General features: G+C 61.4%; 15 protein-coding genes. 11 read left to right on the forward strand and 4 right to left on the reverse strand.

Translation table 11 applies throughout. The features are described 5' to 3' along the window. The first annotated feature begins 1 nt into the window (after nt 1). Together bioD and H3L91_RS10795 are read left to right on the forward strand one after the other, a co-directional pair. On the forward strand, nt 2–664 hold the full coding sequence (gene bioD, locus H3L91_RS10790) for a dethiobiotin synthase (RefSeq protein ID WP_007343921.1): 663 nt from the start codon (nt 2–4) through the stop codon (nt 662–664). Then, on the forward strand, nt 661–1,194 hold the full coding sequence (locus tag H3L91_RS10795) for a DNA-3-methyladenine glycosylase I (protein ID WP_007343922.1): 534 nt from the start codon (nt 661–663) through the stop codon (nt 1,192–1,194). The genes bioD and H3L91_RS10795 overlap by 4 nt, the downstream gene beginning before the upstream one ends. Nucleotides 1,195–1,891: 697 nt before the next feature. Here H3L91_RS10795 and H3L91_RS10800 read toward each other — a convergent pair. The 3 genes from H3L91_RS10800 to cysE form a co-directional block, all read right to left on the reverse strand. Continuing rightward, nucleotides 1,892–2,959, reverse strand: a complete 1,068-nt coding sequence (locus H3L91_RS10800; RefSeq protein WP_007343924.1) for a Gfo/Idh/MocA family protein — start codon at nt 2,957–2,959, stop codon at nt 1,892–1,894. 14 nt (nt 2,960–2,973) lie between these two features. Then, nucleotides 2,974–4,287 (reverse strand): nucleotide sugar dehydrogenase, encoded by a 1,314-nt coding sequence (locus H3L91_RS10805; RefSeq protein ID WP_040659162.1) that lies wholly within the window; start codon nt 4,285–4,287, stop codon nt 2,974–2,976. Nucleotides 4,288–4,453: 166 nt separating this feature from the next. Then, on the reverse strand, nt 4,454–5,263 hold the full coding sequence (gene cysE / locus H3L91_RS10810; protein ID WP_007343927.1) for a serine O-acetyltransferase: 810 nt from the start codon (nt 5,261–5,263) through the stop codon (nt 4,454–4,456). A gap of 247 nt (nt 5,264–5,510) precedes the next feature. Here cysE and purH point away from each other — a divergent pair, with 247 nt between their 5' ends. From purH to H3L91_RS10855, 9 genes are all read left to right on the forward strand, one after another. Next, nucleotides 5,511–7,094 carry a bifunctional phosphoribosylaminoimidazolecarboxamide formyltransferase/IMP cyclohydrolase gene (gene purH / locus H3L91_RS10815; RefSeq protein ID WP_007343928.1) on the forward strand — a complete coding sequence of 528 codons (1,584 nt, stop codon included), beginning with the start codon at nt 5,511–5,513 and terminating at the stop codon, nt 7,092–7,094. 160 nt (nt 7,095–7,254) lie between these two features. Further along, the gene (locus H3L91_RS10820; RefSeq protein WP_040659164.1) at nt 7,255–8,067 is read left to right on the forward strand and encodes an ABC transporter ATP-binding protein; all 813 of its coding nucleotides are present in this window, start codon (nt 7,255–7,257) and stop codon (nt 8,065–8,067) included. Then, entirely contained in the window at nt 8,064–8,693 is a 630-nt protein-coding gene (locus H3L91_RS10825; protein ID WP_007343930.1) for an SMI1/KNR4 family protein, read from the forward strand. Before H3L91_RS10820 ends, H3L91_RS10825 begins: the two co-directional genes overlap by 4 nt. A 66-nt stretch (nt 8,694–8,759) precedes the next feature. Next, nucleotides 8,760–9,242 (forward strand): hypothetical protein, encoded by a 483-nt coding sequence (locus tag H3L91_RS10830; protein WP_007343931.1) that lies wholly within the window; start codon nt 8,760–8,762, stop codon nt 9,240–9,242. Between the two features lie 39 nt (nt 9,243–9,281). Beyond that, nucleotides 9,282–10,058 (forward strand): lipid asymmetry maintenance ABC transporter permease subunit MlaE, encoded by a 777-nt coding sequence (gene mlaE, locus H3L91_RS10835; protein WP_007343932.1) that lies wholly within the window; start codon nt 9,282–9,284, stop codon nt 10,056–10,058. Nucleotides 10,059–10,063: 5 nt separating this feature from the next. Beyond that, nucleotides 10,064–10,564, forward strand: a complete 501-nt coding sequence (gene mlaD, locus H3L91_RS10840; RefSeq protein WP_007343933.1) for an outer membrane lipid asymmetry maintenance protein MlaD — start codon at nt 10,064–10,066, stop codon at nt 10,562–10,564. A gap of 43 nt (nt 10,565–10,607) precedes the next feature. Continuing rightward, nucleotides 10,608–11,207, forward strand: coding sequence for an MlaC/ttg2D family ABC transporter substrate-binding protein (locus H3L91_RS10845; RefSeq protein ID WP_007343934.1), 600 nt, complete (start codon nt 10,608–10,610; stop codon nt 11,205–11,207). 3 nt (nt 11,208–11,210) lie between these two features. Then, nucleotides 11,211–11,483 (forward strand): STAS domain-containing protein, encoded by a 273-nt coding sequence (locus H3L91_RS10850; protein ID WP_007343935.1) that lies wholly within the window; start codon nt 11,211–11,213, stop codon nt 11,481–11,483. Next, complete coding sequence (locus tag H3L91_RS10855) at nt 11,468–12,436, forward strand: MlaA family lipoprotein (protein WP_007343936.1); 969 nt, start codon at nt 11,468–11,470, stop codon at nt 12,434–12,436. Before H3L91_RS10850 ends, H3L91_RS10855 begins: the two co-directional genes overlap by 16 nt. Nucleotides 12,437–13,005: 569 nt before the next feature. On the opposite strand, the gene H3L91_RS10860 is transcribed toward H3L91_RS10855, so the two are convergent. Beyond that, nucleotides 13,006–14,427 carry a surface lipoprotein assembly modifier gene (locus H3L91_RS10860; protein WP_007343937.1) on the reverse strand — a complete coding sequence of 474 codons (1,422 nt, stop codon included), beginning with the start codon at nt 14,425–14,427 and terminating at the stop codon, nt 13,006–13,008. Nucleotides 14,428–14,484 lie beyond the last annotated feature (57 nt).

The raw sequence follows: 14,484 nt of genomic DNA on the forward strand, positions 1-14,484 counted from the left end.
AATGAGTTCGACACCAAAAGGCAAAATCCTGTTTGTTACCGGTATCGACACCGGCATCGGCAAAACCTTTGCCACCGGTTATCTCGCCGCCAAACTCATGCGGCTGGGGCATTCGGTGATTACCGCCAAAGCCGTGCAGACCGGCTGCGAAAAAGTTTCAGACGACCTTTTAACCCACCGCCGCCTGCAAAACCTGCCGCTGCTGCCCGAAGACCTCGACGGCAGCACCTGCCCCTACCTGTTTGCCTACCCCTGCTCGCCGCATTTGGCCGCCCGCATGGAGGGCAAAACCATCAACCCCGCCGCCATCGCCCGCGCCGCCGAAACGCTGGCCGCGCGTTACGATTATGTGTTGCTCGAAGGCGCGGGCGGGCCGGCTGTGCCGCTCAATGATGAAGAAACCACGCTGGATTTCGTCCGCAATCAGGGTTATCCCTTAATCATTGTTACCTCTGGGCGGCTCGGCAGCATCAGCCACACCCTGCTCACACTCGAAGCCTGCCGCCACAACGGCATTGCCGTGGAAATGCTGGTGTACAACCGCTTCCCGCAAACCGACGCGCTGATCGAAAACGAAACCGCCGCCTATCTGCAAAATTATCTGCAACGCCACTTCCCCGATGCGGTATTTGAAACAATGGAAGAAATGGGCGCGCAACCATGAGCTACTGCGACCTTGCCAACGCCCTGCCCGATAACACCGACAACCCCAACAAACACTACCACGACCACGAATACGGTTTCCCCGTTTCAGACGACCGCATTCTGTTTGAACGTCTGGTGTTGGAAATCAACCAGGCCGGTTTAAGCTGGACGCTGATGCTGAAAAAACGCCCCGCGTTTCAAGCGGCCTATCGCGGTTTCGACATCGCCGCCGTTGCCGCCTTCGACGACACCGACCGCGCCCGCCTGCTCGCCGACGCAGGCATCATCCGCAACCGCCTGAAAATCAACGCCGCCATCCACAACGCGCAGCAGATAATCGCCTTACAGCGCGAATACGGCTCGTTTAAAAACTGGCTCGACGCGCACCACCCGCGCAGCAAAGACGAATGGGTGAAGCTGTTTAAAAAACAGTTCAAATTTATGGGCGGCGAAATCGTCGGCGAATTTCTCATGAGCACCGGCTATCTGGCAGGCGCGCACGATGCAAGTTGCCCAGTGGCGGAGAAAATCAGGGCGCAGTTAAAGTAGGTCGGGCATTCATGCCCGATATTTTGCCAATCTGCCGGTGTCTGTCGGGCATAAATGCCCGACCTACGCCACTCCCCCCTAACCCTCCCCCGCGAGCGGGAAAGGGAACGGGTTTTCAGACGGCCTCAAAGACAGCCTGAAAACCCGAAAGGCCGTCTGAAAACGCAGTTCCGGCACAGCCAAAAACGCTTTTCAGACGGCCTGTTCTCCATTCAGCCTATACCGAATCCAAGGTAGCGTGTGCCGCCCCGAGGCGGCGCACGCGGTCTGTGCTACTGAACGGATCCGTAAATTTCCCCAAAAAATCCGCAATCGCGTGCGTGGCTTGCACCACACACCCTACATACGCGGCAAAAGGCCATCTGAAAAGCGGGTTTTACTTTTTCAGACGGCCTCTCTGATACATCCGCCGCCGGTAGAGTAGGTCGGGCATTTATGCCCGACGTTTTTCCAATCTGCCGTTTTCTGTCGGGCATAAATGCCCGACCTACCCCACTCCATCCAGCCCATGCCGATTCCAAGGTAGGGTGTGTCGCCCCGAGGCGACGCACGCGTTTTCTTCCGCTCAGCGAATCCGCGTGTTTCCCCAAAAAAATCCTTAAACCGCGTGCGTGGCTTGCGCCACACACCCTACATACGCGGCAAGAGGCCGTCTGAAAAATGCTTTTCAGACGGCCTCTTTGTCCTGCGGGGCGGTTCAGTAGTGCAGCGGGAAGGAAACGGTGCGTTTGTCGCGGGCGGAGAGATAGGCGGCGATGAGCAGTTCCAGCGATTTGAGACCTTCGCGGCCGTCGGTTATGGGTTGGGCTTGGCCGCGCATGACGTCAATGACGTTTTTGTAGTAGAGCGGGTGGCCGAAGCCGTAAACCGAGGTGGTTTGGTAGTTGGCGGTTTGAATTTGTTCGTCGTAGTCGCGGCTGTCGGCAAACTGCCATTCCTGAATTTCGTTTACGGCCACGCCGCCGATGCGTACCGTACCCGTTTCGCCCAAGATGGTAATCGAGCCTTCGAGGTTTTTCGGGTAGGTGCACATGGTTACGGCCATCGAGCCGAGCGCGCCGTTGCGCCAGCGGATGTTCATCACGCCGGTGTCTTCGGTTTCGATGTCGCGGTGGGTGGCAATCATGGCCTGCACGTCGGCAACGGGGCCGATGAGCCATTCCATCAGGTCGACATAATGGCTGGCCTGGTTCATAAACGCGCCGCCGTCGAATTCCCATGTGCCGCGCCAGCCGCCGCCCTGGTCGTAATACGACTGCGGGCGCGTCCAGAATACGTTGAGGTGCACCATGCAGATTTTGCCGAAGCGTTTTTCTTCAACGGCGCGTTTCAAAAGCTGCAGGGTGGCGTTGAGGCGGTTTTGTTTGACGACAAACAGGCGTTTGCCCGCTTGGTCGGCTGCCTGCACCATGCGCTCGCCGTCGGAGAGGCGGGTGGCCATCGGTTTTTCGGTAACGACATGGAAACCGGCTTTGAAAGCCTGCACGGCCTGTTCGGGGTGCAGGCCGGAAGGCGTGGTAATCACGATGATGTCGGCGTCGGTTTCGGCGAGCATCTGCGCGTAGTCGGCGTAGCCTTTCGCGCCGGTGCGCTGCACGGCCGCTTCGAGCGCGGCGGGGTCGGTGTCGCACACGGCGACGAGTTCGCAATCGTCTTGGAGTGCTTCAAACGAGCCGAAGTGGTTGCGGGAAATGCGGCCGCAGCCGACGAGGGCGAATTTGATTTTGCGGCCGGTGATGGTTTGGTGTTTTACGGGTTCGAACATTTTCAGACGGCCTCTTATGCTTTGACGACGTTGGCGCGGCGGCCTGCGTATTTGCCGCGCGTGTCGATGATGAGTTTGGCGTTGTCCAACAGCAGCGCGTAGTCGAATTTGTCGTGGTCGGTGGTAAGGATGACGCAGTCGTAATCCGCCACGGTTTCGGCGGTGAGCGGCACGCTTTGCAGGTCGAACGTATGCTCGCGCATTTTCGGGAACACGGGCACATGCGGGTCGGAATACGACACCTCCGCGCCCAAATCGCGCAAGCGTTCCATCACCTGCACCGACGGGCTTTCGCGCATGTCGTCCACGTTTTTCTTGTAGGCGATGCCCAACACCAGCACTTTGCTGCCTTTGATGGCGCGCTGGCGGTCGTTCAAGGCCAACACGGCTTTGTTGACCACATAGTCGGGCATGGCGGAATTGACTTCGCCGGCCAGCTCGATAAAGCGGGTGTTTACGCCGTATTCGCGGGCTTTCCATGTGAGGTAGAAGGGATCGATGGGGATGCAGTGGCCGCCCAGGCCGGGGCCGGGGTAGTAGGGCACGAAGCCGAACGGCTTGGTGGCGGCGGCGTTGATCACTTCGTGGATGTCGATGCCCATTTTGTCGGCCACGGTTTTCATCTCGTTCACCAGGCCGATATTCACCGCGCGGTGGATGTTTTCCAACAGCTTGGTCAGCTCGGCGGCTTTGGTGGAGCTGACGGGCACGACTTTGTCGATGGCGGGCTGATACAGTGCCAGGCCCACTTCCAAACAGGCAGGCGTGTGGCCGCCGATCACTTTCGGGATGGTGCGGGTTTCAAAATCGGGGTTGCCCGGGTCTTCGCGCTCGGGCGAGTACACCAGAAACACGTTTTCGCCGACTTTCAAGCCGCCCTCTTCCATGCGCGGCAGCAGTTCTTCTTCGGTGGTGCCGGGGTAGGTGGTGGATTCGAGCGACAACACTTGTCCGGCACGCAGATAGGGTTTGACCGCGTCGGCGGTGTCGATCACAAAGCTCATGTCGGGTTCGCGGTATTTGTTCAGCGGGGTCGGCACGCACAAAATCACGGCTTCCGCTTCGCCGATGCGCGAGAAATCGGTGGTGGCTTCAAACAGGCTGTTGGAAGCGGCGGCAATTTTTGCGGCGGGGATATGCTCGATGTAGCTTTCGCCTTTGTTGAGTTTTTCGACTTTGGCCGCGTCGATGTCGAAGCCGAGCACGGCAAAGCCTGCCTCAACGTAGCGCAAGGCCAGCGGCAGGCCGACATAGCCCAGCCCGACGATGCCGATTTTGGCGGATTTGCCGGCGAATTTGGCGATGGCGGTGTGTTTGGTCTGGTTCATGGGTTTCACTCAGAACGGCCGGTCTTGTTTTTTCAGACGGCCGCAAACGGTTGCGGATAAGGGATAAAGGGAAGCGGCGGATTGTACCGTATCGGGGCGGCGTGAGGCCGTCTGAAAGCGCAGCTTCAACGAAGTTAAAACCGGTTTCAGACGGCCTCCAAGCCTGTCAGATATAAAAGTCCTGATGCACTTCCTCAAAGAAATTCTGGTTCATTTCGGCGGCGGGCTTCACGCGGCTCTTGTTGCCGACCGCCTTCGCCGGCACGCCCACCACGGTGGAAAACGGCGGCACGTCGGCCACCACCACGCTGCCCGCGCCGATTTTGGCGCATTCGCCGACGCGGATGTTGCCCAGCACCGAAGCGTTCGCCCCGATCATCACGCCGCTGCCGATTTTCGGATGGCGGTCGCCCCCCTCCTTGCCCGAGCCGCCGAGGGTAACGCCGTGCAGAATCGAAATATCGTCGCCCAGCACCGCCGTTTCCCCGATCACCACGCCCGTGCCGTGGTCGATCATAATCCCGCGCCCGAAACGCGCCGCCGGATGCACGTCCACGCCGAACACCTCCGAGGCGCGGTTTTGCAGGAAATAGGCCAGCGTTTTGCGCCCCTCCTTCCACAGGCAGTGGTTGATGCGGTGCGCCTGAATGGCGTGGAAACCCTTGAAATACAACAGCGGCAGGCAGTATTGGTCGCAGGCCGGGTCGCGCTCGTAATAGGCCACCATATCGGCCTGCATCGCCGCGCCGATTTGCGGCTCGCGCTCCAAGGCGTACAGGTAAAGCTCATAGAGCGTGCGCATGTCCATGGTGGGGTTGCCCAGCTTGCTCGACAAATGAAAGGCCAGCACCCGCTCCAAGCTGTCGTGCCGCAGCACCGTCATGTGCAGGAAACTGGCCAGCATCGGCTCGCCCGCCGCCGCGCTTTGCGCCTCGTCGCGCACGGTCTGCCAGAGATTGAAGGTAGGTTTTTCCATTTTTCAGACGGCCTCTGCGGTAGTGTTTAAACAAGGCGCGGATTGTAGCCCAAAGCGCGCGTGCGCGTGAATGCGGCGGACAGGCCGTCTGAAAACCGCCGTGCTGCAAAACCGCCCGAAAAAGCGGATAATCGCGCCCTGTCTTGCCCTGCTCTTTATGAGGCCGTCTGAAAATCGGTTTTTCTGAGAATCCGTTTTTTCAGACGGCCTCATCCGCCCCTTTCCCCACCATTCAAAGGAACGCCCCATGTCCACCCAAAAAATCCAACGCGCCCTCATCAGCCTTTCCGACAAAACCGGCGCAGTCGAATTTGCCCGCGCCCTCGCCGCAAAAGGCGTGGAAATCCTCTCCACCGGCGGCACGTCCAAGCTCTTGGCCGACGCTGGCATCCCCGTGATCGAAGTCGCCGACTACACCGGTTTCCCCGAAATGCTCGACGGCCGCGTGAAAACGCTGCACCCGAAAATTCACGGCGGCATCCTCGGCCGGCGCGATTTGGAAGCGCACACCGCCAAAATGGCCGAACACGGCATCGGCAACATCGATTTGGTCGCCGTAAACCTCTACCCCTTCGCCGCCACCATCGCCAAACCCGGCTGCACCCTCGAAGACGCGATTGAAAACATCGACATCGGCGGCCCGACGATGGTGCGCTCCGCCGCGAAAAACTGGAAACACGTCGCCATCGTTACCGACAACGCCGATTTCGCCGCCATCATCGCCGAGCTGGAACATTCAGACGGCCTTTCCGACAAAACCCGCTTCAATCTCGCCCGCAAAGCGTTCAGCCACACCGCCCAATACGACGGCATGATTTCCAACTACCTCACTTCGCTTTCAGACGACGTGTTGGCAGGCGAACCGCAAATCGGCGAATTTCCGCAGCAGTTCAACCAAAGCTGGCTCAAAGTGCAGGAAATGCGCTACGGCGAAAACCCGCACCAGCGCGCCGCGTTCTACCGCGACCTTGCCCCCTTTGCCGGCAGCCTTTCCAGCTATAAACAGTTGCAGGGCAAAGAATTGTCGTACAACAACATCACCGATGCCGATGCCGCTTGGGAAATGGTCAAATCGTTCGACGCGCCCGCCTGCGTGATTGTGAAACACGCCAACCCCTGCGGCGCGGCCGTGGCCGACAACACGCTCAACGCCTACCGCCTCGCCTACGCCACCGACACCACCAGCGCGTTCGGCGGCATTATCGCGTTCAACCGCGAAGTGGACGGCGCAACCGCTAAACAGATTACCGACAATCAGTTTATGGAAGTGCTGATCGCGCCCAAATTCACCGCCGAAGCCCTCGAAATCACCGCCGCCAAGAAAAACGTGCGCGTGCTGGAAATCCCGCTCGGCGACGGCGCGAACCGGTTCGAACTCAAACGCGTCGGCGGCGGCCTGTTGGTGCAAACGCCCGACATCCACCGCATCCGCCGCGAAGATTTGAAAGTCGTCTCCAAACGGCAGCCCACCGAGCAGGAATGGCATGATTTGCTGTTCGTGTGGAACGTGGCCAAATTCGTCAAATCCAATGCCGTCGTGTTCGGCAAAGGCGGCCAAACCTACGGCATCGGCGCAGGCCAGATGAGCCGCGTGGACAGCACCCGCATCGCCGCCCGCAAAGCGCAGGACGCGGGCTTGGATTTACACGGCGCGTGTGCCGCGTCGGACGCATTCTTCCCCTTCCGCGACGGCGTGGACGTAATCGCCGATCAGGGCATCAAGGCCGTGATCCACCCCGCCGGCTCGGTGCGCGACGAAGAAGTGTTCGCCGCAGCGGACGAGCACGGCATGGCGATGGTGGTAACCGGCGTGCGCCATTTCCGCCATTGATTTAAAAAGGCAAGAGGCCGTCTGAAAACCGCGTTTTCAGACGGCCTCCGCACAGCAAAACCGCAACTGCCGCCCGTGCCGGCGCAAAGGCCGTCTGAAAAAATTGCCCCTGCCGCAGCAACTATTTAGAATGCGCAACTTTCCACCGCGAGCCGCCGCCATGCCCCAGCCCTTCATCGAAATGAACAACGTCGCCTTCGCCTACGGCGACCGCCCGATACTGAACGGTGTCAGCTTCGCCGTCGAACGGGGCAGCTTCGCCGCCGTGATGGGCGGCTCGGGCAGCGGCAAAACCACCCTCATGCGCCTGATTACCGGCCAAATCCGCCCGCAAAGCGGCCAAGTGCTGATCGAAGGCCGCAACCTCGCCCGCTTCACATCCGCCGAACTCTACGAACACCGCCGCCGCATGGGCGTTTTGTTCCAGCACGGCGCGCTGTTCACCGACCTTTCCGTGTACGACAACATCGCCTTCCCGATGCGCGAGCTGACCGACCTGCCCGAAGCCGTCATCCGCGATCTGGTGCTGCTCAAACTCAACGCCGTCGGCCTGCGCGGCGTGGAAAACATGATGCCCGCCGAACTCTCCGGCGGCATGGCGCGCCGCGCCGCCCTCGCCCGCACCATCGCGCTCGACCCCGAAATCATGCTCTACGACGAGCCGTTTACCGGCCTCGACCCGATTTCGCTGGGCGTCATCGCCCATCTCATCAGCCGCACCAACAAAGCCCTGCGCTCTACCAGCATTATGGTTACCCACGACATCGAAAAATCGCTGCAAATCGTCGACCAAGTGATTTTTCTGGCGCACGGCGAAATCATGTTTTCCGGCACGCCGCAACAAATGCGCGAACTCGATTCGCCGTGGGTGAAACAATTTGTCGGCGGCGAGGCCGACGGCCCCGTCGCCTTCCGCTATCCCGCGCCGACCACCTTGCAGGACGACCTGCTGAACACAGGGAAAACCAAATGAACTACACCGAATACGCCGCCGCAACGGAAAACCGCCTCGGCCTGCCCCTGCCTGCCACCTACAAACGCATGGTTTCAGACGGCCTTTTGCCCGATCTGTGCGCCGTCGGCTTCGAGTTTGAAATACCCGATGCCGACACCCTGGTCGAATATTACGGAGAGTTTGCCGACCCCGACAGCCTGCTGCCGCTGAAAGCGCAATACCTGAACAGCGTCGCCCCCTTCGCCGGTGCGGGCAACGGCGACGTTTACGTTTTCTACTACGAAAACGGCGCGGCCGAACCGCTGGTTGCCCGCCTGGTGCACGACGACGACTTCTGCGAAATCCTGGCAAAAAACTTCGACGATTTTGTCTTCCGCAAGCTGCTGTCCGCCGCCAACGAATGCTACGAAACCGACAGCGAAGACTACCGCGCCGAGCTGCTGGCGCAGCTGGAAACCCACCGCCCCTACCTCACACCCGAACGCGCCGCCGCGCTGGCCGAAACCTACCGCCGCCCGTTTTCCCGCGACCAATGGGACGACCCCTACATTCTGGAAGAAGACGAATTGAACGCCCTGCTGCAACGCCACGCCCCGTTTGCGCGTTACGACGAAGAATGGGATGCGATCGAATGGGGCGACTGAGTTTTCAGACGGCCTGAAACTGTTTGAGGCCGTCTGAAAGCCTTTCGCGCCGCACAGGTTCAATCCATGACAAAAAAACACGCCGCCTTTATCCTGCTTGCCGCCGCCGACCTGGCCGCGCTCGCCGCCGCGCTGTGGCAGTATGCCGACGCAGGCGCGTTTCTTTATACCTTTCTGGCGGAACGCACGCTGGATGCGGCGGCGGATTTTTCCTTCGGCGACCCCGCCTTCGGCCTGCTGTTTCTCGCCGCGCCGCTGTCCGCCCTGCTGCTTTACGTTTTGCTGCCCGTGTCGGCCTACGGTTTTATCCGCCGCCGCCGCTGGGTAAAATGGGCGGTGCTGGCGCAACTGCCGCTGCGGCTTGCGGATTTTTCGCCCTCCGTGCCCTATCTCGAAACCGCCGCCGCCGAAAAAATTTCCGCCCTGCTGCCGCCGATATGGCAGGCCCGCGCCCTCATCGCCCTGCTGCTGGCGGCAGAGCTGGGCAAAGCCCTGTGGGTGTGGTTTCTCACCCGCAAAACACGTTTTCAGACGGCCTCAAAAGCCTGAAAGGCCGTCTGAAACCCTTTTTTTGAAACCCGCAAAACTATGGACTTCATTCAAACCGTCGGCGCGAAAACGCTGGCCTTCATCCGCTCGATCGGCAGCGTCTGCCTGTTTTTCGCGCAGATACTCGCCCACTCCGGCACATCGCTGCTGCGCCTGCGGCTTTCCGTGCGGCAGGTGTATTTTGCCGGCGTGCTCTCGGTGCTGATTATCGCCGTGTCCGGCCTGTTTGTCGGCATGGTGCTGGGCTTGCAGGGCTACACCCAGCTGGCCAAATTCAAATCGGCCGACATTCTGGGCTATATGGTGGCCGCCTCGCTGCTGCGCGAACTCGGCCCCGTCTTGGCGGCGATTCTGTTTGCCAGCAGCGCGGGCGGCGCGATGACCAGCGAAATCGGCCTGATGAAAACCACCGAACAGCTCGAAGCGATGAACGTGATGGCGGTCAACCCCGTCGCCCGCGTCGTCGCCCCGCGCTTTTGGGCGGGCGTGTTTTCCATGCCGCTTCTGGCCTCGATTTTCAACGTGGCCGGCATCTACGGCGCGTATCTCGTCGGCGTCGAGTGGCTCGGGCTGGACGGCGGTATTTTCTGGTCGCAGATGCAGAACAACATCGCCTTCGGCTACGACGTGCTCAACGGCCTGATCAAATCCGCCTGCTTCGGCGTGGCCGTTACCCTGATTGCCGTGCACCAGGGCTTCCACTGCGTGCCCACCTCCGAAGGCATCCTGCGCGCCAGCACCCGCACCGTCGTCTCCTCCGCGCTCACCGTGCTGGCCGTCGATTTCATCCTCACCGCATTTATGTTCACCGGATAACAACTATGAAACGGAATATCTTGGAATTTTGGGTCGGACTCTTCGTCCTCGCCGGCGCGGCCGCGCTGGGCTTTCTCTCGCTGCGCGTGGCCGGCGGCGGCGGTTTCGGCGGCGGCGCGTCGCAGGGCTACACCGTGTATGCCGAATTTTCCGACATCGGCGGCCTGAAAACCCAGGCACCCATCAAAGCCTCCGGCGTGCTGGTCGGCCGCGTGCAGAGCATCACCCTCGACCCGCAGACCTACCGCGCCAAAGTCGCCCTGCAACTGGACAAACAGTACCAGTTCAGCAGCGACGTTTCCGCGCAAATCCTCACCTCCGGCCTTTTGGGCGAACAATACATCGGCCTGATGCAGGGCGGCGACCCCGAAAACCTCGCCCCCGGCGACACCATCACCCTCACCAGCTCCGCGCTGGTGCTGGAAAACCTCATCGGCAAATTCATGACCAACTTTGCCGAAGGCAACGCCAAGCCCTCGGAAAAAACCGCAAGCGGCGAAGAATAATCCCGCAAACCGCAAACACGTAACAAGAAAAGAGAAAACACATATGAAAACAACCTTCTACATAGCAGCCATCATCGCCTTCGCCGCCACCGGCAGCGCGTACGCCACCCCGCAGCAGGCCGTCGGCCAAGTGCGCGAAAACGCCGCGCAGGTTTTGAACATCCTGAAAAAAGCCAACGGCAGCAACGACGCCGCCGTGCGCAAAGAAGCCGAAAACTACGCCCTGCCCTACTTCGACTTCCAGCGCATGACCGCCCAGGCCGTCGGCCGCCCGTGGGCGCAGGCCACAGCCGAGCAGAAACAGGCGCTCACCCGCGAATTCCAGGCCCTGCTCATCCGCACCTACTCCGGCACCATGCTCAAATTCAAAAACTCCGCCGTCGATGTCAAAGGCAACCCCCTTGTCAACAAAGGCGGCAAAGAAATCGTCGTGCGCGCCGAAATCAGCAGCCAAAGCGGTGGCAAACCCGTCAACATGGACTTCACCGTCTACCAAAGCGGCGGCAAATACCGCGTGTACAACGTGGCCGTCGAAGGCGCGAGCCTCGTTACCGTCTACCGCAACCAGTTTGGCGAAACCATCAAAAACAAAGGCTTCGACGGCCTGATCCAAGACCTCAAAAGCAAAAACGGCGGCAGATAAACCATGAACTGCGAACTTCGCGACGGCGTGCTCCACCTCTCCGGCGACATCACCGTCAAAACCGTGCAGCCGGCCGCCTACCACCGCTTCTGCCAACTGTGCCGCCAAAACGCCGCCGCGCTCGACCTCTCCGCCGTCGGCCGCGCCGACTCCGCCTGCCTCTCCCTGCTCCTGGCCGCCCTGCGCGCCAACAGCGGCATCGCCCTGCGCAGCCTCCCCCCCGCCGTGTCCGCACTGGCCGAACTCTACGAAGTCCGAGAATGGATGCCCCTATGAACACCCGCCCCGCCATCACCGCCGCCGCCCTCGCCCTTCTGCTGGCAGCCGCCCCCGCCTCCGCCGCCCCGCAGGAAGACGCGCCGCAAAACGGCAACGCCGCCGATGCCGCACCCGCCCTGCCCGCAACCGCCCCCGTGCGCGACCGCTACGAACGCTACAACCGCTTCATGTTCAAAGTGAACGACAAAGCCGACCGCTATGTTTTCGCCCCCGTCGCGCGCGGCTACCGCAAAGCCGCGCCCAAACCCGTGCGCACCGGCGTGCGCAACTTCTTCAACAACCTGCGCGACGTCGTCAGCTTCGGCAGCAACCTGCTGCGGCTCGACATCAAACGCGCCAGCGAAGACTTCATGCGCGTTTCCGTCAACACCACCTTCGGCCTGGCCGGCCTCATCGACGTAGCCGGTGCGGGCGGCATCCCCGACAACAAAAACAGCCTCGGCGACACCTTCGCCTCCTGGGGCTGGAAAAACAGCCACTACTTCGTCTACCCCGTGCTCGGCCCCTCCACCCTGCGCGACAGCGTCGGCACCACCGCCCTGATGGCCTACCCCGTGCAAAACACCATCTTCCACACCACCGCCGGCCGCGCCGCCGCCAGCGGCCTCAACGCCGTCAGCACCCGCGAAGGCTATCTCGACCTCACCGACAGCCTCGACGATGCCGCCCTCGACCCCTACATCATGGTGCGCGACGCCTACATGCAGATGCGCGACAAACAAATCGGCAACAGGCCGTCTGAAAACGGCGGCGGCGAAGACATCGACATCGACGAACTCGTCGCCCCCGAAAGCAGCGGCGCACAAACCGCCCCGCAGGCCGCCCCACCCGCAGCAACGCCCGACACCGCCGAAGCCCCGACTGACAATGCGGACGCTCCCGCCACGCCCGAAACCCCGCCGCAGGACACAACGGAAACACCGGAGGCAACACAGCCGCAAGCGCATTAACCCCCGTCCCGCCCGTCCGCAAAACAGGCCGTCTGAAAAGCAGAATACGCTTTTCAGACGGCCTGTTGCATGGCAGAAAACGTGTGCGCTGCCTTGGGGCGGAGTTGTTCGGGATTTCGGGTAGGTCGGGCATTTATGCCCGACAAACACCGGCGACAAAAAAACGTCAGGCATAAATGCCCGACCTACGAATTACTTGGTTAATGCGGTTTTCCGAGGCGGCGGGCATCTGTTGGACAGCAGGGAACGCGTGCGTCGCCTGGGGGCGGCACGCCCTACGTCAGCCCCGCCCTACCGTCATTCCCGCGTTTATGCTCCGAAGGAGTACTGGCAGGAATCTTTCTTAACCTTCGACAATTCTCAAATAAACAAACAGTTGTCAGACACCGCCGAGATTCCCGCCAGTACTCCTTCGGAGCATAAACGCGGGAATGACGGATAAGGGTTTTGGTTGTGCCGAAACAGAGCTTTCAGACTGCCGCCGCCAAGTAGGGTGTGTGCAGTGAAAGCGGTTATTTGGGATTAAGGCCGTCTGAAAGTGTTTTTTCAGACGGCCTCTGTGCGCGGGTTCAGAAGGTTTTGCCCAGTTGGATGAAGGCGTTGGCTTTGCGGTAGGTGTAGAAGGGGATGTTGCTGTCGGTTTTGTGCCAGACGGTTACGAGGCGGGGGGTGATGCCCCGGAAGCTGAGGCGGTTGTGCCAGATGGCGGCGGTGGCGGTGTATTCGCGGTCGCTGCGGAGGGTGGGGACGATGAATGCGCCGTCGTATTTGCGGCGGGCGTAGGCGGCGGTGAGGGCGGTGCCGAGGCCTTTGCCCCAGATGCGCACGATGGAGGCGCGGAGGGCTTTGCGGCGGTAGGCTTCGTCGGGGTCGCGGGCGCGTTTGCGGGCGAGGTCTGCGCCGAGGGTGAGGTATTGGCGGGGGCTTTGCAGGTAGACCCAGGTGGCGGAGAGGCTGCTGTCGCGGCCGTCGGCGGAGGGGCGGTGTGGGTGGCGGGGGCGGCCGGTTTCGGCGGCGGTGATGAGGCGGTGGCGTTCGGAAAGCTGCCGCTGCCATTGGGCGCGGAGGCCGTTTTCGCGGGCGTAGGTCGCGCCGCCGTACCAGCGGTGTTGGTGATAAGGCAGGAGGGCGGCTTCGCTGCGGCCGCTTTTGTAGGCGATGCCGAGGGCGGTGCGGACGGTGTGGTCGTCGTAGGGGTGGTTGTCCCAGTAGGTTTTACCGTAGGCGTCGGTTTCGCTGCGGATGCGCCAGTGGCCGGGGAGGTTGATGTCACGGGCAAGGCCGGCATTGTAGGCGATGCCTTGGGCTTTTTGGGGTTCGGGCAGGATCCAGGTGCCACCGGCGTAGCGGACGGTGCGTTGGCTTGGGGCGTTGTTGATGTTGTTGTCGCGGGTGTAGTTGGCGTTGAGTTCGGTCTGCCAGCGGCTGCGGCTGCGAATTTCGTCGAGTTGGCTTTGCAGGGCGGTGCGGGCTTCGGGAGGGAGGTCGGTGTCGAGGAGGGTTTGGTAGTGGCTCTCGGCGGCGAGGTCGCGGTGGTCGTCTTTGAGGGCTTGGGCGAGGCGCAGGCGGATGATGACGGCTTGGGGCATGGTTTGGTGGGCGCGTTGCAGGTGTTTGACGGCGCGGGTGTAGTGGCCGTCGGCGTGGGCGGCGATACCTTCGGCGAGGTCGAGGAGGGTGTGGTCTTTGGGTTCGGGCAGACGGCGGTAGACGGGCAGGAGGAGTTTGACGGCTTGGGCGTTGCCGGCGATGGCGGCGGAGGAGAGGGCGCGGTGGAGGAGTTCGGGCTGTTGCAGGAGTTGATCGGGGTTGTCTATGGTGAGGGTTTGGCCGGTAGGGTTGGGGGTGAGGCGGTTGGCTGTGGGTTCGGGGGCGGGGATGGCGGTGGGGGCGGTGAGGTCGAAGCGGGGTTCGGGTTCGGGGCGGGGGTCGGGCGCGGCTTGGGCGGCGGTGGTGAGGATGAGGGCGGCGAGGATGTGGGGGCGGGGCATGGTGGTTTGTGATGGTGTTGAGGCCGTCTGAAAACGGGTTTTCGGGTTCTCAGACGG

This window comes from Neisseria bacilliformis, from assembly GCF_014055025.1.
Lineage (GTDB): Bacteria > Pseudomonadota > Gammaproteobacteria > Burkholderiales > Neisseriaceae > Neisseria > Neisseria bacilliformis.

Coding starts and splice junctions, on each gene's coding strand:
- H3L91_RS10795 (WP_007343922.1), top strand. CDS start 661: ATGAGCTACTGCGACCTTGCCAACGCCCTGCCCGATAACACCGACAAC.
- mlaE (WP_007343932.1), top strand. CDS start 9,282: ATGGACTTCATTCAAACCGTCGGCGCGAAAACGCTGGCCTTCATCCGC.
- H3L91_RS10850 (WP_007343935.1), top strand. CDS start 11,211: ATGAACTGCGAACTTCGCGACGGCGTGCTCCACCTCTCCGGCGACATC.
- purH (WP_007343928.1), top strand. CDS start 5,511: ATGTCCACCCAAAAAATCCAACGCGCCCTCATCAGCCTTTCCGACAAA.
- cysE (WP_007343927.1), bottom strand. CDS start 5,263: ATGGAAAAACCTACCTTCAATCTCTGGCAGACCGTGCGCGACGAGGCG.
- H3L91_RS10825 (WP_007343930.1), top strand. CDS start 8,064: ATGAACTACACCGAATACGCCGCCGCAACGGAAAACCGCCTCGGCCTG.
- H3L91_RS10820 (WP_040659164.1), top strand. CDS start 7,255: ATGCCCCAGCCCTTCATCGAAATGAACAACGTCGCCTTCGCCTACGGC.
- H3L91_RS10855 (WP_007343936.1), top strand. CDS start 11,468: ATGGATGCCCCTATGAACACCCGCCCCGCCATCACCGCCGCCGCCCTC.
- bioD (WP_007343921.1), top strand. CDS start 2: ATGAGTTCGACACCAAAAGGCAAAATCCTGTTTGTTACCGGTATCGAC.
- H3L91_RS10805 (WP_040659162.1), bottom strand. CDS start 4,287: ATGAACCAGACCAAACACACCGCCATCGCCAAATTCGCCGGCAAATCC.
- H3L91_RS10845 (WP_007343934.1), top strand. CDS start 10,608: ATGAAAACAACCTTCTACATAGCAGCCATCATCGCCTTCGCCGCCACC.
- H3L91_RS10830 (WP_007343931.1), top strand. CDS start 8,760: ATGACAAAAAAACACGCCGCCTTTATCCTGCTTGCCGCCGCCGACCTG.
- H3L91_RS10860 (WP_007343937.1), bottom strand. CDS start 14,427: ATGCCCCGCCCCCACATCCTCGCCGCCCTCATCCTCACCACCGCCGCC.
- mlaD (WP_007343933.1), top strand. CDS start 10,064: ATGAAACGGAATATCTTGGAATTTTGGGTCGGACTCTTCGTCCTCGCC.
- H3L91_RS10800 (WP_007343924.1), bottom strand. CDS start 2,959: ATGTTCGAACCCGTAAAACACCAAACCATCACCGGCCGCAAAATCAAA.